Raw genomic sequence first — 16,629 nt, 5'->3', positions numbered from 1 at the left:
CCGGAACGACCCCGCACGCAGAACGCGAAAGGAATCGAATGCTCGACCTGGACAAGTACGGCCCGTGGGCGGTCGTCGCGGGAGGATCCGAGGGTGTCGGTGCGTGTTTCGCCGACGAACTCGCCCGCGCCGGCTTCAATCTCGTGCTGATCGCACGCAAGCCCGGTCCGCTCGAGGACACCGCCGAGAGCGTCCGCGCGCACGGCGTCGAGGTCCGCACACTCTCGCTCGATCTGCTCGACGCCGACGCACTCGACCGGATCCGCGCCGTCACCGACGACGTCGAGGTCGGCCTGCTGATCTTCAACGCGGGCGCCAACAGCTACGGCCACGAATTCGTGACCGGCGACATGGAGGGCTTCCGCGGCGTTCTCGAACTCAACGTCGTCAAGCAGCTCGAACTGTCGCACCATTACGGCGCGCTCATGCGTGAGCGTGGTCGCGGCGGGATCATCCTGCTCGGGTCGATGTCGGGCTTCATGGGCGCCGAGCAGCAGAGCCTGTACTCGGCATCGAAGGCGTTCAGCCGCATCTTCGCGGAGAGCCTGTGGCTCGAGCTGGAACCGCACGGCGTCGACGTCGTCGAGCTCGTGCTCGGGGTCACCCGCACGCCCGCGATGGAGCGTGCCGGCCTCAACTTCGACATTCCCGGGATGCTCGTCGCCGAACCCGCCGACGTCGCGCGCGAGGGTCTCGAGCACATCACCGACGGCCCGCTGTGGGTCGCAGGCGGCAACTACGATGCGGTCCGCAAGCGCAACGACTTCCCGCGTGCCGAGAAGGTCCGCGCGGCGGCCGCGGGGATGCGTGCGCTGATGAGCCGCTGACCACCCCCTCGTCACAGCAGACAGCCCCGCTGCCGATCGCCGGCCGCGGGGCTGTCTGCTCGCCGGAGTCACGGCGCCACAGCCAGGCCGACGCGCCGGGCCGAATTGCCTCACATGGGCCACCGAACCGACTCACAATGGAGTTTCCGGCGGAAACAAGTCGGGAGGACCCATGATCAAGTACGACCTGACCCACCAGTGCAGCTACCTGTACACGGCGCCGCGGTCTCATTTCGTACAGATCGACGTGCCGCTCATGCGGTTCGCCGTCGTCGACGGCAACGCGGACGCCGACTCGCAGGACTACCACGACGCGGTGACCGCGCTGTACCGCGCATGCCACACCGTGCGCCAGGGCAGCCGCGCGTATCTGAGCAGAGACTTCGAGGTCGCCCCGCTCGAGGTGGTGCACCGGGACTCGGCAGCCGACGCGCGGTGGACCCTCATGATCTCGCAGCCCGCGTGGATCACGCCCGCGATGCTCGCGGACGCCACCCGCATCGCCGACGGGCGCCGGAAGAACCCGTGGCTCGCCGACGTGCGGATGCGCAGCATGCGCGAGGGCCGCTCGGTGCAGATCCTGCACGTCGGCCCACCGGGCGAGATCGGCACGCTCGTCGAGCAGCTGTACGACGACTACCTGCCCGCCAAGCGCCTCGCGCCGAACGGGGGCCTGCACGAGATCCATCTCGGCGACCTGCGTCGCACGCCGCCTGAGCAAAGGCACACGATCGTGCGGCTGCCGGTGCGTCTGAACACGCCGACGCCGGCCGTCACGGGGTGACGGCCGGCGTCGGCGCGCGCTCTTCAGCGGGTGGGGGTCACTTCGGCGAGAACGCCGCGAGCGGTTCCGATCCGGACCAGTCGTGTCCCCAGTAGCTGTCGGCGGTGATCTCCTCGGCCGTGTAATGGCTCTCGTCGACGAGCATTCCCTCCGTGCCGAACTCGATGTCCCAGCCGCCGGGGGCGCGGACGTAGAACGACACCATCTTGTCGTTCGTGTGCCGCCCCAGCGTCGACGACAACGAGAAGCCGAGCTTGCCGATCCGGTCCAGCGCCTGCCCGACCGCGTCGAGCGTGTCGACCTCCATCATCAGGTGCACCATGCCGGGCGCCTCGGTGGGCGGCGCCGGGCAGATCGCCAGGCTGTGATGCCTCTGGTTGACGCCGAGGAATCGCACCCGCCGCGCAGGGCCAGGGGAACCCGGCCCGCCGAGACGGATCGCGCCGCGCGGCAGGAACCCGAGCACCTCGGTGTAGAAGTCGTAGGTCTCCTGGAAGAGCGGAGTCGGCAGCACGACGTGCCCGAAACCGCCTGCACCGGTGACGAACCGGCCACCGTGCGGGGTGACGACAGGGCTGTGGTCGAGGACGGGTCCGAAGAACACCTCGACGGCGGTGCCGGACGGGTCGGCGAAGGTGATGCCCCGCTCGAAGCTCCGGTAGTCGGCCTCTTCGAGAGTGAACTCACGGACCTCGAGGCCGGCCTTCTCGACCTGCTCGCGTACGGCGTGCAGAGCGAACTGGTCTCGCACCTCCCAGCCGACGGCGAGCACCTTGTCGACGTCTCCGGGCAGCACCTGCAGACGCGAGGTGCGCTCGTCGACCCGGAGGTACAGGCCGTCCTCTTCCGGCCCGGTGCCGACGGCCATGCCGAGCCCGTCGACGGCCAGTTCCCGCCAGCGCGGCAGATCCTGGGACTGCACCCTGAGGTATCCGAGAGATCGGATGTCGGTCATGTTCCGTACCAATCCTTTTCGAGAGTCAGATCTGCCGGGGGTCAGATCATGGAGCGGTGGATGCCCTGAGGCTCACCACCGAGCTGGGTCAGCGCCGAGGCATGGTTGATCGAGCCGGGCACGTGGATCGCGTGCGACAGGCCGACATGTGCGTCACGCCAGAAACGCTGCAGCGGCAGCGTCACCTTCATCGCACCACCACCGGCGCGGGCGAAGACCTCGTCGAGAGCGCTGACGGCGCGCCACGCGGCATTGGTCTGGGTGCGGCGACCGATCGCACGCTCCTCGAAGGTGATCGTCTCGCCCTTCTCGGTCTTGTCCCAGAAGCGATCGACGGTCTCGAGGATCGCAACCCGCGACGCGTTGATCTCGTCGGCGGCCTGACCGATGGCGTACATGACGTACGGATCGTCCTTGATCGGGATGCCGGTGACCGCGACACGCTCCTTCTGCATCGCGATGTACAAGCCGAGGCCGCCCTCGCACATGCCGATCAGCGAGGACGAGATACCGAGCGGGAAGATGCAGGAGAACGGGAACTTGTACAGCGTCTCGTCGCGGCCGGCGTGTGCGGCGCCCTGACCCTGCAGGACGATGTCGGCGTCGATCGTGCGGTACTCGGGCAGGAAGGCGTCCTTGACCACGAAGTCCTTCGATCCGGTGCCGCGCAGGCCGACGACATTCCAGCTGTCGTGGTCGACGGTGTAGTCGGACTTCGGGACCAGCACGTGCAGGATCTTGCCGGTGCGCTTGCCGTCCTTGTCGCCGACCGCCGCGCCGATCATCACCCACTCGCAGTGATCGTTTCCGGTCGAGAACGACCACCGGCCGTTGAGGATGTACCCACCGTCGACGGGGACCGCCATGCCCATGGGTGCATAGGGCGACGCGATCCAGGTGTCGACGTCCTCGCCCCAGACTTCCTGCTGTGCCTTCGGGTCGAAGAACGCCATCTCCCACGGGTGGACGCCGACGATGCCGGAGACCCAACCGGTGGAGCCGTCGATGGCGCCGATGCCCATTGCGGTCTCGGCGAACTCGCGCGGGTGCGCCTCGAGACCGCCGAACTCCTTCGGCTGCAGCATCCGGATGACGCCTGCGTCACGCAACCGCTTGGCGTTCGCGTCCGACAGGCGCATGAGCTTCTCGCCCTCGATGCCGCCCTCACGGATCTCGTCTGCGTACTGCTCGATCCTGTCCAGAACCTCGCCCATTGTGTACTCATCTCTCTGCTGGAAAAACTGATGTTGCGGGTCCCCGTTCACGGGGACAGCGGGTTCACCGCTCGGCGCCCTCTTTACGGAGGAGGAAGGCGAGGACGGCGCTCTCGAACGCGGTCTTCTGCTCGATCATCGCCCAGTGCCCGCAGTTCGGGAACACGTGCAACTCGGCCTTCGGGATCGTGCGCATCGGGATGAGCGCCATGTCGAGCGGGCTCACGCGATCGTCGCGGCCCCATGTGAGGAGCACCGGCGCCTTGATCTTGTGCATCTGCGCCCACGCGGGCGTCACGTCCGCCGCGAGCGCGGCCTTCATGTTCGCGGTGAACGCCTTCCGGCTGTACATACGCCGGGCGCTCTCGAGGGTCTCCGGGTCGGTGGCCTGCTCCCAGCGCTCCTGGATGAGTTCCTCGGTCACCATCGCGGGGTCGTACACCATCGAGTGCAGCCATGCGATCAGGCGCTCGCGCGTGGGATCGTCGGTGAACTCCATCAACAGGTTGATGCCCTCGCCCGGGCCGGGGCTGAAGATGTTCTTGCCGATGCCACCGATCGTGACGAGCTTGTTGACGCGATCGGGATGATGGATCGCGAGGTTGATACCGATCCCGCCACCCATCGAGTTGCCCACCACGGCAACGTCTTCGATTCCCATGCCGTCGAGGAAGGCGATCGCGGCATCCTGTGCCGTCGCCATCGGGTGGCCGCCGAAATCGTCGCTCACGCCGAAGCCCGGGAACTCGAGGACGAACGTACGGAAGTGTTCGGCGAACAACGCGAGGTTGCCGCGGAAGTTGCGCCAGCCGGTGACGCCGGGACCCGAGCCGTGCAACAACAGCAGCGGCGGGCCGTCGCCGGCCTCGTGATAGCGGAGGACACCGCGTTCGGTCGGCAACTCCTTCAACGTGCCCTCGTAGCTCAGCTCAGTCGTCATGAACCGACACGCTGCCAGCGTGCCCGGCCCGGCCACACCCGGATTCCCGGCCACTGAGACGCCGAACCGGGCAGGCGGCCACGCAGCGGCGTCGGTGCTGCGCACGGGGCCGTTTCCACACCGGGTGCGCCGTGGATTTCCGGTGACCGAGAGGCGCGCAGCGCCACCACCGAGGCGTCCCTAGCGTCGCTCACACCGGCACGGCAGGTACGGCGACAGCCGACAGCCGCGGGGAACAGGAGGAGCGAAGGTGAGCACACCTACCAGCGCGAACGCACTCGCGCCCACACCGCAGGACATGCGAAGCGCGATGGGACGGTTCGCGAGCGGCGTGACCGTCGTGACCGCACTGCACGCGGGCGAACCCGTCGGGTTCACGTGCCAGTCGTTCGCGTCGGTCTCCCTCGAGCCACCCCTGATCCTGTTCTGCGCCGACGGCAGGAGTCGCTCGTGGCCGCGGATCCGCGCAGCGGGTCGGTTCACGGTGAACGTACTGGCGGAGACGCAGGACGACCTGTGCACCCGCTTCGGGTCGCGGCACGGCCGCAGGTTCGACGACCTCGACTGGTGCGAGTCGGCGTGGGCGACGCCCTCGCTACCGGACGTGCTGCTCCGGGTGCACGCCGACGTCGAGACCGTACACACCGCCGGTGACCACGACATCGTGATCGGGCGTGTGCTGGAGTTGGAATCGGCGGAACCCGACCGGCCGATGGTGTTCTACTGCGGGCAGTTCGGGCTGGGGCAGTGAACCAGGCGCGACGCTGTCACAGCCAGCCGGACGACGGCATCGCGAGCATGCGGTCGAGCGCCTGCGGCGACCACGACCCGCGCTCCGGGGTGGCGGCAGGCCTGCGTCTGCGGGGAGCGCCCAACTCGGGGAACAGCGTGGCCGACACCTCACGTGCGCCGTCGGCGACGAGCGGCGCGACACGTTCGAGTTGCGCTGTGCGGGCGTCGCCGCACAGTGCGATCGACGCGACCGGACCGTCGTGCCCACGCACCGCGACCCCGACGCACGCGACGCCGCGCACGGCCTCGCCGCGTTCGAACGCCAAGCCGCGGCGCTGCCGGATGCGGCCGAGCTCCTGATGCAAGGTGCCGAGTTCGCCGATCGTGCGGTCGGTGGACTTGGCGAGCCTGCCGCTGAAGGTGGTGTCCACGCGCTCGGGATCGAGCCACGCCAGCATCGCCTTGCCGCCTGCGGTGGCGTGCGCCGGGGCCCGGCCGCCGACGCGCGACGGGAGGACCGACGCGAGTCGGCCGCCGATCTTGTCGAGGTAGACCGAGTGGCTGCCGTCGAGCACCGACAGGTGCACGACCATTCCGGTCTGCATGTGCAGCTCGTGCAGCACGGGGGCGGCGGCCGCGCGGATCTGCGAGTGCCCGTTGACGTCGCCTGCGAGCCCCAGTGAGCGGCGGCCGAGGCAGTAGCCGAAGGACGCGTGCTCGATCCATTCGAGCCGGACGAGCTGGTCGAGGATGCGGTGCACGGTCGAGCGCGGGAGCCCCGAGCGGCAGGCCACTTCCTCCAGGGTGAGCCGCGCGGTGCGTCCTTCGAAGGCGTCGAGGATGAGCGTCATCCTTTCCACCATCGAAGCAGGCAGCTCACGCTTCTCCGGTGCGCGCGTCTCGGTGTCGACGACGGTCATGGGAGCCTCCGCATCACAAAACTGAAATGAATTCTTGTGACAGAGTAGCGCCGCCCACGCGAGTTGTGAAGTGGGTTACACGCCTGGTAAACGCGGTCTTCGCGGCGCCGCTCCCACGCACCGGGCGGATTCCGGTCACCGGGAGCGCCGCCGCGCGGGCGACGCCGCCTCACTAGACACGAGGCACGGGACACGAAAGCGATACCGAGCTGCACCGCCACGCTCGACACGACGACACAGCCGCACGACGCCGCGGCGAAGGGAGCAGGCATGCGCATCGGGATCAACACTCCGATCGTCACCGCGCACCCACAGACGTGCGCGGAGTGGGAACGGTCGGCCGGGCCCGCCGAACTCCGTACGATCGCGGCCACCGCCGACCGACTCGGCTACCACCACCTCACGTGCAGCGAGCACGTCGCGATCCCCGCGCATGTCGCGTCCGAGCGCGGCGGCACGTACTGGGATCCACTCGCGACGCTCTCCTATCTCGCGGCGGCGACCGACAGGATCCGCCTCGCGACGCTCGTCGTCGTGCTCGGCTACCACCACCCGCTCGCACTCGCGAAGAGCTACGGCACCCTCGACGTCCTCAGCGGCGGACGCACCGTGCTCGGCGTCGGCGTCGGAACGCTGCGCGAGGAGTTCGACCTCCTTGGCGCGCCCTTCGACGACCGGGGGGCACGCGCCGACGACGCCCTCGCGGCACTGCGCCGCGCGCTCGGACGTCGCGAACCGTCCTATCACGGAACATTTTTCGAATTCGACGACATGGTCGTCGAACCGCACGCACCACGCACGCACGTGCCCGTGTGGGTCGGCGGCCGCACGAAGCGCTCGCTGCGGCGCGCCGTCGAACACGGCGACGGCTGGGTGCCCTTCGGACTACGCACGGACGAGCTGACGACGATGCTCGGCGGGGCCGCACTGCCCACCGGCTTCGACGTCGTCCTCTCCGCGAACCTCGATCCGACCGGCGATCCCGATCGCGTTCATCGGGCACTCGACCGACTGCGCGCGCTCGGCGCGACGATCGTCAAGGCGAGCGTGCACGCCGAGTCCGCCGAGCACTACACGGATCAGCTGCACAGCCTGCGCGACCTCGCGACCGAACACGGCAGCGCGTTCGGCGACCACTGATCCGTGCCTGCACCCCGAACCGCCCAGCACTCGACATCCGAATCACAGATCAGGAGCACTTCAGTGACCAGTACGAGCACCGACGACCTCGTCCAGTCCCTCGCCGCACGCGTCACGGCCCTCGAGGACACGATCGCCATCTCCCAGCTGATGACCGCATACGGGCCGGCCGTCGACAGCGGCTCCGCCGAAGCCGTCGCGCGCCTGTGGACCGAGGACGGCGTCTACGACGTCGACACCGGTGTGATGCGCGGGCACGACCAGATCGTCGCGATGGTGCAGTCCGCGGCGCACCAGAACTGGATCGGCGGCGGATGCGGGCACGTGCTCGAGCCCGGGCACATCCTCGTCGACGGCGACACCGCGGTGGCGACGGGCAAGTCTCAGTTGATCATCCACAACGCCGAGACCGGCGGCTTCGACGTGCGCCGGGTCACCGCCAGCCGGTGGGAGCTGGTCAGGATCGACGGCGAGTGGAAGGTGACGCGACGGACCGCGCGCCTGCTCGACGGCCGCGCCGAAGCGCGTGAACTGCTCGCCGCGGGCGTTCGCGCGTAGCACCACGACGCCGGGCAGGTTCGATCAGTGGGACCGGACGAGACACGAGTGGCCCGCCCGCGCTTGACTGCACGAAATCTCGTTCCCACTCGAATCAGGAGCACAGCATGGACGATTCGCTGAACCTCGCCGGCCGGGCCGCCGTCGTGACGGGCGCAGGGGCCGGCCTCGGCCGCGCGGAAGCGCTCGCTCTCGCCGACGCGGGCGCCGCCGTCGTCGTCAACGACATGGGCGCCGCGGCGCACGACGTCGTCGACGAGATCAAGGCCGCGGGCGGGCAGGCCGTCGCGGTCACCGGCGACGTGTCGGACTGGTCGCTCGGCGACCGGCTCGTGTCGACCGCGGTCGAGAACTTCGGCAGCTTCGACATTCTCGTCAACAATGCGGGGATCCTGCGCGACAAGATGATCTTCAATCTCAGCGAATCCGACTGGGACGACGTCATCCGCGTGCATCTCAAGGGGCACGCGGCGACGTCCCGTGCGGCCGCAACCTACTGGCGCGGCGAGAGCAAGAAGGCGGGCGGGCCGGTCTTCGGCCGAGTGATCAACACGTCGTCCGAGGCGTTCCTGTTCGGTTCGGCGGGGCAACCGAACTACTCGGCCGCGAAGGCAGGCATCACCGCCCTCACCCTCTCGACTTCGCAGGGCCTGTCGCGATACGGCGTGCGCGCCAATGCGATCTGCCCGCGTGCCCGGACCGCGATGACCGAGGCGACCTTCGCCGAGGCCACCACCACGGGCCTCGACCCGCTTGCGCCCGAGCGGGTCGGCACTCTCGTGCGCTACCTCGCGTCGCCCGCGTCCGACGAGATCACCGGTCAGGTGTTCGTGGTGTACGGCAAGATGGTCGCGCTGATGGCGGCCCCGCAGGTCGAGAACCGATTCGACGCCGCGGGCGACGAGTTCAGCGCCGCCGAACTCGATCAGCAGCTCACGAGCTACTTCTCGGGCCGGGGCCAGTACGAGACCTACTCCGCGTACTCGATCGCGGAGCTCGAGAAGCCTGCCCTGGCCCTCGGCGAATGACCCTCTCGCACACCATGTCCGACTCGCCCCTGTTCCGCCCGCTCGCGGTGCGATCGCTGACGCTGCCGAACCGCATCGTCATGTCACCCATGACACGCTCGCACTCGCCCGGCGGGGTTCCCGGTGCGGACGTCGCTGCCTACTACCGGCGGCGCGCCGAGGGCGGCACCGGCCTCGTGGTCACCGAGGGCGTCGCGATCGACCACCCGGTGGCCGTCGACAACCCGAACGTGCCTCGGATGCACGGTGACGACGCGCTCGCGGGCTGGCGGCGCGTCGTCGACGAGGTGCACGCCGGGGGCGGGCGGATCGTCCCCCAGCTGTGGCACGTCGGGCCGCTGTGGGGCGCGATGAGCCGCGTCGACCCGATGCTCGTGCCGATGCGCCCGTCGGGGCTGTGGGGCGAGCCGGGTGTCACGTCGTACCCGGATCGCTATGTCGAGCGTGCGCTCGTGCCGACGGAGGCGATGACGGAGCAGGACATCGCGGACGTCGTCGACGCGTTCGCGCGCGGCGCGCGCCTCGCCGCCGACGCGGGATGCGACGGTGTCGCGCTGCACGGCGGACACGGTTACCTGCTCGACGCCTTCCTGTGGGAGAGCACGAATCGGCGCGACGACGACTGGGGCGGCGACCTCGAGCGGCGAACCCGGTTCCCCGTCGCGGTGGTGCGGGCGGTCCGCGACGCGATCGGGCCGGACCTGCCGATCGTCTTCCGCTTCTCGCAGCACAAGCAGCAGGACTACCAGGCGCGACTCGCGGACACTCCCGACGACCTCGGGACCGTCCTCGGCGCGCTGGTCGACGCGGGTGTCGACGTGCTCGACGCGAGCAGTCGCCGCTTCGACCTCCCGGTATTCGACGGCAGCCCGCTCGGTCTCGCCGGATGGGCGAAGAAGCTCACCGGCGCGGTCACCTGCGCGGTCGGCAGCGTCGGCATCGGCAAGTCCCTGCGCGAGAGCAGGGCGACCGGAGCCGCCCCCACCCTCGACAACATCGGCGAGCTCGAAAGCCGTCTCGCGGCAGACGAATTCGATCTCATCGCGATCGGGCGCCTGCACCTGGCGGATCCGGCGATCGCGTCGACGCTTCGGGCGGGCGCTCCACTGCCGGTGTTCGACCGCGCGGTGCACGAGGCCACGCTCACCTGAACTGCCGATCGCCCGAGCCCCGACACGCCGCGGTTCCCGTCCAGCGGGACGAGCCGTGAGCGTGTCGCGCCCGAACTCCCTACTGTCGCGACACGTGGCCGGCCCGGCCACGTGTCGCGGCAACGAGGACGGAGCACATCATGGGGCTGAAGTCGGATCGGGTGGTCGTCGTCACCGGCGCAAGCCGCGGTGCGGGCAAGGGCATCGCGCTGGCACTGGGCGCCACCGGAGCCAAGGTGTACGTCACCGGGCGCACGCGCACCGAGGGCGAGTCGCCACTACCGGGCACCGTCTACGCGACCGCCGACGAGATCACCAGGCGCGGCGGCACCGGAATCCCGGTCGTGGTCGACCACTCCGACGACGAGCAGGTGCGCGCCCTGTTCGAGCAGGTCGCCGACGAGAACGGGGGCCGCTTGGACATACTCGTCAACAACGTCCTCACGGTGCCCGACGCGCTCACCGCGAAGGGGCCGTTCTGGGAGAAGCCGCTCTCGCTCGTCGACCTGTTCGACGTCGGGATGCGTTCGACCTACGTCGCGACCTACCACGCGGGCCCGCTGCTCGCCGCCAACGGTGAGGGGCTCGTGGTCAACACGTCGTCGTTCGGCGGCAGCTGCTACATGCACGGCCCGGCGTACGGCGCGGGCAAGGCCGCGGTCGACAAGATGGCCCACGACATGGCCGTCGACTTCCGCCCGTTCGGGGTCGCCGTCGTGTCGATCTGGATGGGCCTGCTCAAGACCGAGCGCACGATGGCCGCGTTCGCCGCGAATCCGGGTGCGTACGAAGGGCTCGCCGCGACAGCCGAGACACCCGAGTTCACCGGCCGCGTCGTCGACGCCCTCGCTCGCGACCCCGAACTGGCGAAGCGCAGCGGCCAGGTGCTGGTAGGCGCCGAGATCGCCGCCGAGCTCGGCGTGACCGACGTCGACGGCAACACTCCCCCGTCGCACCGTCCGTTCCTCGGTGATCCCCCGACGTTCAGCGACGCTGTCGTGGATTGAGGACACGTGGAGTGAACGCGCGGCCGAGAACGCCTGCCGCACCAATCGCCGCGTTCACCGGACAGAGCGCGCGGGCGAGCGGTTGGATCGAGGCATGACCGAACCGACCGCAATCGATCCCGACGTCCCTCCGAGCGGTCCCGGCTGCGTCGAGTGCCTCGCCGCGGACGGATGGTGGGTGCACCTGCGTCGATGCGCGCACTGCGGGCACATCGGCTGTTGCGACACGTCGCCGTCCCAGCACGCGACCAAGCACGCAGGCGCCACCGGCCACCCGCTGGTCGCGAGCTACGAACCCGGCGAGGACTGGTTCTACGACTATCGAGACCAGCAGTTCTACGAAGGTCCCGTGCTCGCGCCGCCCCGCGCGCATCCCGCGGACCAGCCGATACCGGGCCCGTCGGGCAAGGTGCCGCCGAACTGGCAGGAACTGCTGAACTGACGTCCCCCCGCGGCCCCCGATCGGAGGAACCACCGATGGCACACAACGATGTTCCCGGACGCGCCGAGATCCTGGCACTCGCGGAGGTGGTGGGCGAACCGAGCATCACGATCTACACGCCCACCGAATACGCGAGCGCGAACGACGCGGAGATCAACCACACGGCCTTCGGGAACCAGGTGCGCGACGCGCTCGACTCGGTCGCCGACGAGGCCGACCGCGCCGCATTCGAGGAGCAGTTCGACACACTGCTCGAGGACGCCGAGTTCTGGCGTTACCAGTCGCGCACGCTGGCGGTGTTCGTCTCCCGCACCCGCCTGCGCACGTATCGGCTGCCGAACCGGCTGCCCGCGCGCACCTTCACCGGCGACCGGTACTACATCAAGCCGATCCTGCGGGCCGTCACGTTCCCGCAGTCCGCGATCGTGCTAGCCCTCGCCGAAGGCTCGGTGCGCGTCGTCGAGGTGTCCGCCGACCGACCCGCCGACGAGATCTCGGTACCCGGCCTGCCCACCGACGCCGCGTCGTACGCGGGGAAGGCCGAACTCACCGATCGCGCCGCGATCCGGCGCGTGCAGGGCGACGAAGGCCGAAAGCTGCGGCTGCGTCAGTACGCGCGGGCGGTCGATCGTGAGTTGCGCAGCGTCCTCGGCGCGCGCGGGATCCCGCTGATTCTCGCCGCGGCCGAACCGACCTCGTCGATCTACCGGTCGGTCGCCACCTACGAGGACCTGCTCGACGAGGGCATCGACGGCAACCCAGAACACGTGACCGACGACGTGCTCGCCGAGAAGTCGCGGCACGTCCTCGACGACTACTACAAGACGCTCGTCGCGGGCTACGCCGAACTGTTCGATCTGCGCACGTCGCAGGGACGCACGCAGACCGAGCTGTCCGACCTCGGCCGCTCGGCCACGTACGGACAGATCGACACGCTGTTCGTCGACATCGACAGCATCGTCGACGGCACCGTCGATCCCGACGACGGCACGGTGCTCCTCGGCGACGACTCCTCCGCCTACGGCGTGATCGACGAGATCGCGCGCCGCACCCTGCTGTCGAGCGGCCGGGTGCTCGCACTGCGCGGCGACGAGGTACCGAACGGGCCGCCCGCGTCGGCCGTCCTGCGGTACGCGCCGTAAGCCGCTACACCTCCGGCGGGGTCACTGCAGGTTGATGGTGGCCCCGTTGGAGAGCGGCGAATCGTGCACTTCCAGTTCGGACGGCTGCGCATCGGCCGGAATATCGAACACGAGTGTCGTCATCAGAGAGTTGCCCGGGTTGACCGGCGCCGACGTCGACGCGCCCATCGTGATCTCGGCGGCGGTGTCGTTCGTGAACTCGCGGCCCTGCGCGTCGATCAGCTTCTGGTTGTCACCGAAGTACGTCTGCGGCTCGTCGCTGATGTTGTGCACGGTCATCTCGACCAACACGAACTGGCCCTGCGCGTCCTCCGAAAAGACGTCGCCGATACTCGGCACCCCGGAACGCACATTCGTCACCGTGAAGCCGAACTTGCCGTCGCGGACTTCGGTGCCGATGCCGGCCGCCTCGCTGTTCGACGAACCACCGCCGCCGTCACCACTGCCACCGCCCGCGGTGCCACCCGAGCCGGAGTCGTCGCCTCCACTCGTACTCACCGCGATGATGACGATCACGATGACCGCGAGGATGCCGAGAATCCACGGCCACTTGCGCCGCTTCTTCTTCTGTTGCGGCGGAGGATAACCCGCAGGTGGATACCCCGGTGGCGGCTGCTGTCCGTACTGACCCTGCTGTCCGTACGGCGATTGCTGTGCGTACGGAGCTTGCTGCCCGTACCCCGGCGGCGGCCCTTGCTGTGCGTACTGCCCCTGCTGCCCGTACAGGCCCTGCCCGTAGGGCGGTTGCTGGTTGTAGGGCGCCTGCTGACCGAAACCGGGCGGTGCACCCTGGCCCGGATAACCTTCTTGCTGCGCTCGACCTTCCGGTCCGCCCTGTGAAGCGTCGTGGCCCTCCGGCGGGTCGGCACGCCCGGGCTCGTCGCGATCTGTCATGGCCGCACGGCCTTTCTCGCGGAATCACCTACCGAACAAGTGTGACACCCATCACATGCGTATCGGTCGGTTTTTTCTCACCGTCCGGACGACCGCGACCACGCGCCCGCGACGAACGCGGCCTGCCCGGCGTGCTGCAGATCGTCCGACAGGACGCTCACAAGCCGCACACCGAGCGTCACCGGCGGATCCCACGATTCGTCGACGACCCGGTCCAGCGCCCCCGCGTCGAGACCCGCGACGTACGCGAGGGTCCGTTCGCACACGGCGTCGTGGTAGCCCGCCAGCAAGTCGGCACTCGCGCGAACCAGCCCCACTTCACGCGACGACTGGCCGAAGCCCGTCTCGTCGCGATCGAACGGCAACGCGAACCGGTCCGCCCAGCCGTCGATCGTCCACACCTGCTCGGTGCCCGCCGCGTCGGCGACGTGATCGTCCTGCACCCGCGTGAGATGCCAGATCAGCCACGCCACGGTGTTGGCGTCGGGATCGATCCGGAAGGTGAGCGCGTCGTCGGGCAGCCCGTCGAGGGTCGCGCCCACCACCTCCCGGATGCGCCCGAACCCGTCGCTGAGCAACTGCGCCTGATCCACTGCGATCTCCCGCCGCTCGACTGCACTCCCCTCGATCGTCGCGCATCAGGCACCGCGAGACGAGCGATTCGCTCGCACGCGCGGACGTCACCCCAGAGGGTGCCCGCTGGCGCGAGTTGCCGGAACGGCAACGGAAGTGGCGGATCGCGTCACGCGCGCGGCACAGTGGTGTCGACATTGCCGCCCGGGACGAAAGAGGGGCCATGACCGAGACCGCCGCCGAACAGTGGGATGCCCGCTACCTCGAAAGTGACCGCATCTGGAGCGGAAATCCGAACGACTCGCTCGTCCGGGAGACTGCCGACCTCGCACCCGGTCGCGCACTCGACCTCGGGTGCGGCGAGGGCGGCGACGCGATCTGGCTCGCCAAGCGCGGGTGGGCGGTGACCGGCACCGACCTGTCGGTCGTCGCACTCGGCCGCGCGCGGCAGCACGCCGAGGACGAAGGTGTGGGCGACCGCGTCGAACTGGTGCACATCGACCTGTCCGAGTCGTTCCCCGAAGGCACGTTCGACCTCGTGTCGGCGCACTTCCTGCATTCGTTCGCCGAACTGGCCCGCGAGGACATCCTGCGCCGCGCGAGCCGCGCCGTCGCGCCGGGCGGAGTACTGCTCGTCGAGAGCCACTCGGGCATGCCGGACTGGGAAGAGCACGACCACCACCACGACATGGAGTTCAAGACGCCCGAGGAGATCCTCGCCGACCTCGAACTCGCGGACGGCGAGTGGGAGACGCTGCGCTGCGTCGTGCACGAACGCGCACAGAAGCGGCCCGACGGCACCGACGGGGTACGCCTGGACAACACCGTGATGGTGCGCCGCATCGCCTGACGCGGCCGCTCCCCTGCCCAACAGGAAGTCTCACACACCATTTCGCGCGAGAACCCCGGCTACAGCGTGCTGTAGCCGGGGTTCTCGCGCGAAAGCCTGTGCAGATCCATCTGACCTGTGCCCCCAGTCGGGCTCGAACCGACACTGGGCGGATTTTAAGTCAGAACCCGAACGTGCCGCCAAGTGCAACCGAGTGATAGCGCAGGCCCATTTTCCCAGGTGGCAGGTTGTTCCGCCTGCCACCTGGTGCCGCGCTATACCTCGGCGTCACGCCGCCTCTGTGACCACATTGAAGCCACTGCCGCCCGGCCACACCATCCACTTCACGAAGTTGATTCGTTCAGGCTGATAGGTTGTCCGCCGTCCGGATACCGATGCACCTGGGGGGATCTATGGCGCTCGAAGGCGAGTGGAAGAAGTTCGGTGAGCTGTGCGCCGCCGACGCGTTCTCGATCGACCGGGAGGGGCTGGTCGGCATGATCAATCTGTGCGACGAGCAGGTGACCAAGATGACGCGGCTCGCGCACCGGGCCCGCCGCGAGCTGTGGGTCGAAAGCCTCGGCATCGGCGAGTCCGACATCCAGACGGCACAGGCGATCGTGCGCAAGTTCCAGGACAAGGCCATCGGCGGCGGCAACATCCCGAAAGGGTCGTCGGCCGTCGAATACCTCGAGTCGCACGCGGCGTGGGCCCGGAACTTCGGCGACGCGCTGCGGGAGGCATTGAAGAAGTACGAGGAACAGGACGCCGCGAACGCTGCCGCATTCGGCGGTCAGCTGTGAGGCGGGCGGTCGGCCTCGCGTGCGCGGCAGCGGTCGTGCTCGTCGGCTGCTCGTCGAACGACGAGCCGGATCAGTCCGCGACGCCGACGCAGGAGCCCGTGAGTTGGCAGCCGTGCGACGCGATCCCGGCCGACGTGCTCGCGCAGGCCGGTCTCGCGAAACCACCGGACGACGCCGACGCCCGCATCGACCGGTCGACGAGCCCGCAGTCGTACGGCTGCATCTACGACGCGGCCGACGGACACGGGCCCGGCGCCGTCGTCGCGTCGAACGCGATGACCGTCGACGACGCGCTCAACCTCGGCACGAAGATCGACGAGACGACACTCGACGGGCACCGCATGATCTCGACCGATTCGCCCCAGGCACGCTCGTGCGTCGTGGTCGTCGAGATCGACCCCGGCGTCATCACGGTGCAAGTCGGGTACAGCGCCGACACGTTCGACCCCGTCACGATCCCGGCCACGGTGCAGGACGCCTGCACGTGGGCGACCGGCTACGCGCAGAAGCTCGCGCCCGCGTTCCCCGACCGACTCTGACAAACCCCAGCCGCTTCCTTCGCCGAATCTCGCTTGTGTCGGCAACATCTGGTACTTATTCGCCATGACAAAACGTGTGGCGTTCGCGTGTGCGATTGCGCTGGCTTCGCCCCTCTTCCTTGGCTGCTCGTCCTCCGCCGACAGCGCACCC

The 16,629-nt window shown here is 69.0% G+C and carries 19 protein-coding genes; 13 read left to right on the top strand and 6 right to left on the bottom strand.

The genetic code is table 11. The features are described 5' to 3' along the window. The first annotated feature begins 38 nt into the window (after positions 1–38). Together HCA44_RS02510 and HCA44_RS02505 are read left to right on the top strand one after the other, a co-directional pair. Positions 39–827: an SDR family NAD(P)-dependent oxidoreductase gene (locus HCA44_RS02510; RefSeq protein WP_169646971.1), complete on the top strand. Its 789-nt coding sequence runs from the start codon at positions 39–41 to the stop codon at positions 825–827. A gap of 172 nt (positions 828–999) precedes the next feature. Continuing rightward, entirely contained in the window at positions 1,000–1,611 is a 612-nt protein-coding gene (locus tag HCA44_RS02505) for a hypothetical protein (RefSeq protein WP_169646970.1), read from the top strand. 37 nt (positions 1,612–1,648) lie between these two features. Here the strand turns inward: HCA44_RS02505 and HCA44_RS02500 are convergent, their stop codons facing one another. The 3 genes from HCA44_RS02500 to HCA44_RS02490 all read right to left on the bottom strand — a co-directional run bounded on the left by HCA44_RS02500 (position 1,649) and on the right by HCA44_RS02490 (position 4,720). Beyond that, positions 1,649–2,566, bottom strand: a complete 918-nt coding sequence (locus HCA44_RS02500; RefSeq protein WP_169646969.1) for a VOC family protein — start codon at positions 2,564–2,566, stop codon at positions 1,649–1,651. Between the two features lie 41 nt (positions 2,567–2,607). Beyond that, positions 2,608–3,780 carry a hydroxylase gene (locus HCA44_RS02495; RefSeq protein ID WP_169646968.1) on the bottom strand — a complete coding sequence of 391 codons (1,173 nt, stop codon included), beginning with the start codon at positions 3,778–3,780 and terminating at the stop codon, positions 2,608–2,610. A 64-nt stretch (positions 3,781–3,844) separates the two neighbouring features. Beyond that, complete coding sequence (locus HCA44_RS02490) at positions 3,845–4,720, bottom strand: alpha/beta fold hydrolase (protein ID WP_169646967.1); 876 nt, start codon at positions 4,718–4,720, stop codon at positions 3,845–3,847. Positions 4,721–5,018: 298 nt separating this feature from the next. Between HCA44_RS02490 and HCA44_RS02485 the strand changes: the two genes are divergently transcribed. Further along, positions 5,019–5,471 carry a flavin reductase family protein gene (locus HCA44_RS02485; protein WP_169647331.1) on the top strand — a complete coding sequence of 151 codons (453 nt, stop codon included), beginning with the start codon at positions 5,019–5,021 and terminating at the stop codon, positions 5,469–5,471. A gap of 16 nt (positions 5,472–5,487) precedes the next feature. On the opposite strand, the gene HCA44_RS02480 is transcribed toward HCA44_RS02485, so the two are convergent. Next, a complete protein-coding gene (locus HCA44_RS02480; protein WP_169646966.1) occupies positions 5,488–6,372 on the bottom strand; it encodes an IclR family transcriptional regulator in 885 nt (294 codons plus the stop codon). 270 nt (positions 6,373–6,642) lie between these two features. Here HCA44_RS02480 and HCA44_RS02475 point away from each other — a divergent pair, with 270 nt between their 5' ends. The 7 genes from HCA44_RS02475 (at position 6,643) to HCA44_RS02445 (ending at position 12,840) form a co-directional block, all read left to right on the top strand. Beyond that, a complete protein-coding gene (locus HCA44_RS02475; RefSeq protein ID WP_169646965.1) occupies positions 6,643–7,512 on the top strand; it encodes a TIGR03619 family F420-dependent LLM class oxidoreductase in 870 nt (289 codons plus the stop codon). A gap of 63 nt (positions 7,513–7,575) precedes the next feature. Beyond that, positions 7,576–8,070, top strand: a complete 495-nt coding sequence (locus HCA44_RS02470) for a nuclear transport factor 2 family protein (protein WP_346764543.1) — start codon at positions 7,576–7,578, stop codon at positions 8,068–8,070. 107 nt (positions 8,071–8,177) lie between these two features. After that, a complete protein-coding gene (locus HCA44_RS02465; protein WP_169646964.1) occupies positions 8,178–9,098 on the top strand; it encodes a 3-oxoacyl-ACP reductase in 921 nt (306 codons plus the stop codon). Between the two features lie 14 nt (positions 9,099–9,112). Continuing rightward, the gene (locus HCA44_RS02460) at positions 9,113–10,249 is read left to right on the top strand and encodes an NADH:flavin oxidoreductase (RefSeq protein ID WP_169646963.1); all 1,137 of its coding nucleotides are present in this window, start codon (positions 9,113–9,115) and stop codon (positions 10,247–10,249) included. A 140-nt stretch (positions 10,250–10,389) separates the two neighbouring features. Continuing rightward, positions 10,390–11,256 carry an SDR family NAD(P)-dependent oxidoreductase gene (locus HCA44_RS02455; RefSeq protein WP_169646962.1) on the top strand — a complete coding sequence of 289 codons (867 nt, stop codon included), beginning with the start codon at positions 10,390–10,392 and terminating at the stop codon, positions 11,254–11,256. Between the two features lie 94 nt (positions 11,257–11,350). Next, positions 11,351–11,698, top strand: coding sequence for a UBP-type zinc finger domain-containing protein (locus HCA44_RS02450; RefSeq protein WP_169646961.1), 348 nt, complete (start codon positions 11,351–11,353; stop codon positions 11,696–11,698). A gap of 35 nt (positions 11,699–11,733) precedes the next feature. Beyond that, positions 11,734–12,840: a hypothetical protein gene (locus HCA44_RS02445; RefSeq protein ID WP_169646960.1), complete on the top strand. Its 1,107-nt coding sequence runs from the start codon at positions 11,734–11,736 to the stop codon at positions 12,838–12,840. Positions 12,841–12,861: 21 nt separating this feature from the next. Here HCA44_RS02445 and HCA44_RS02440 read toward each other — a convergent pair whose 3' ends face one another. Beyond that, entirely contained in the window at positions 12,862–13,734 is an 873-nt protein-coding gene (locus HCA44_RS02440) for a DUF4352 domain-containing protein (RefSeq protein ID WP_169646959.1), read from the bottom strand. A 77-nt stretch (positions 13,735–13,811) separates the two neighbouring features. Then, a complete protein-coding gene (locus HCA44_RS02435; protein WP_346764542.1) occupies positions 13,812–14,327 on the bottom strand; it encodes a DUF664 domain-containing protein in 516 nt (171 codons plus the stop codon). 203 nt (positions 14,328–14,530) lie between these two features. On the opposite strand from HCA44_RS02435, the gene HCA44_RS02430 reads away from it, so the two are divergent. From HCA44_RS02430 to HCA44_RS02420, 3 genes are all read left to right on the top strand, one after another. Further along, a complete protein-coding gene (locus HCA44_RS02430) occupies positions 14,531–15,157 on the top strand; it encodes a class I SAM-dependent methyltransferase (protein ID WP_169646958.1) in 627 nt (208 codons plus the stop codon). Positions 15,158–15,549: 392 nt separating this feature from the next. Beyond that, positions 15,550–15,939 (top strand): hypothetical protein, encoded by a 390-nt coding sequence (locus HCA44_RS02425; protein WP_169646957.1) that lies wholly within the window; start codon positions 15,550–15,552, stop codon positions 15,937–15,939. Beyond that, positions 15,936–16,478 (top strand): DUF3558 family protein, encoded by a 543-nt coding sequence (locus HCA44_RS02420; RefSeq protein WP_169646956.1) that lies wholly within the window; start codon positions 15,936–15,938, stop codon positions 16,476–16,478. The genes HCA44_RS02425 and HCA44_RS02420 overlap by 4 nt, the downstream gene beginning before the upstream one ends. Positions 16,479–16,629: the final 151 nt, after the last annotated feature.

The organism is Rhodococcus sp. HNM0569, from assembly GCF_012726205.1.
Taxonomy (GTDB): domain Bacteria; phylum Actinomycetota; class Actinomycetes; order Mycobacteriales; family Mycobacteriaceae; genus Rhodococcus_F.
Note: the sequence above shows the minus strand (reverse complement) of the source record. Positions and strands in the feature narration are given on the sequence as shown.

Bases quoted from the DNA above. Each gene is read 5' to 3' on its own strand.
- HCA44_RS02425 (WP_169646957.1), top strand. From the start codon at position 15,550: ATGGCGCTCGAAGGCGAGTGGAAGAAGTTCGGTGAGCTGTGCGCCGCC.
- HCA44_RS02505 (WP_169646970.1), top strand. From the start codon at position 1,000: ATGATCAAGTACGACCTGACCCACCAGTGCAGCTACCTGTACACGGCG.
- HCA44_RS02465 (WP_169646964.1), top strand. From the start codon at position 8,178: ATGGACGATTCGCTGAACCTCGCCGGCCGGGCCGCCGTCGTGACGGGC.
- HCA44_RS02510 (WP_169646971.1), top strand. From the start codon at position 39: ATGCTCGACCTGGACAAGTACGGCCCGTGGGCGGTCGTCGCGGGAGGA.
- HCA44_RS02495 (WP_169646968.1), bottom strand. From the start codon at position 3,780: ATGGGCGAGGTTCTGGACAGGATCGAGCAGTACGCAGACGAGATCCGT.
- HCA44_RS02485 (WP_169647331.1), top strand. From the start codon at position 5,019: ATGCGAAGCGCGATGGGACGGTTCGCGAGCGGCGTGACCGTCGTGACC.
- HCA44_RS02475 (WP_169646965.1), top strand. From the start codon at position 6,643: ATGCGCATCGGGATCAACACTCCGATCGTCACCGCGCACCCACAGACG.
- HCA44_RS02445 (WP_169646960.1), top strand. From the start codon at position 11,734: ATGGCACACAACGATGTTCCCGGACGCGCCGAGATCCTGGCACTCGCG.
- HCA44_RS02500 (WP_169646969.1), bottom strand. From the start codon at position 2,566: ATGACCGACATCCGATCTCTCGGATACCTCAGGGTGCAGTCCCAGGAT.
- HCA44_RS02430 (WP_169646958.1), top strand. From the start codon at position 14,531: ATGACCGAGACCGCCGCCGAACAGTGGGATGCCCGCTACCTCGAAAGT.
- HCA44_RS02455 (WP_169646962.1), top strand. From the start codon at position 10,390: ATGGGGCTGAAGTCGGATCGGGTGGTCGTCGTCACCGGCGCAAGCCGC.
- HCA44_RS02480 (WP_169646966.1), bottom strand. From the start codon at position 6,372: ATGACCGTCGTCGACACCGAGACGCGCGCACCGGAGAAGCGTGAGCTG.
- HCA44_RS02490 (WP_169646967.1), bottom strand. From the start codon at position 4,720: ATGACGACTGAGCTGAGCTACGAGGGCACGTTGAAGGAGTTGCCGACC.
- HCA44_RS02450 (WP_169646961.1), top strand. From the start codon at position 11,351: ATGACCGAACCGACCGCAATCGATCCCGACGTCCCTCCGAGCGGTCCC.
- HCA44_RS02460 (WP_169646963.1), top strand. From the start codon at position 9,113: ATGTCCGACTCGCCCCTGTTCCGCCCGCTCGCGGTGCGATCGCTGACG.
- HCA44_RS02440 (WP_169646959.1), bottom strand. From the start codon at position 13,734: ATGACAGATCGCGACGAGCCCGGGCGTGCCGACCCGCCGGAGGGCCAC.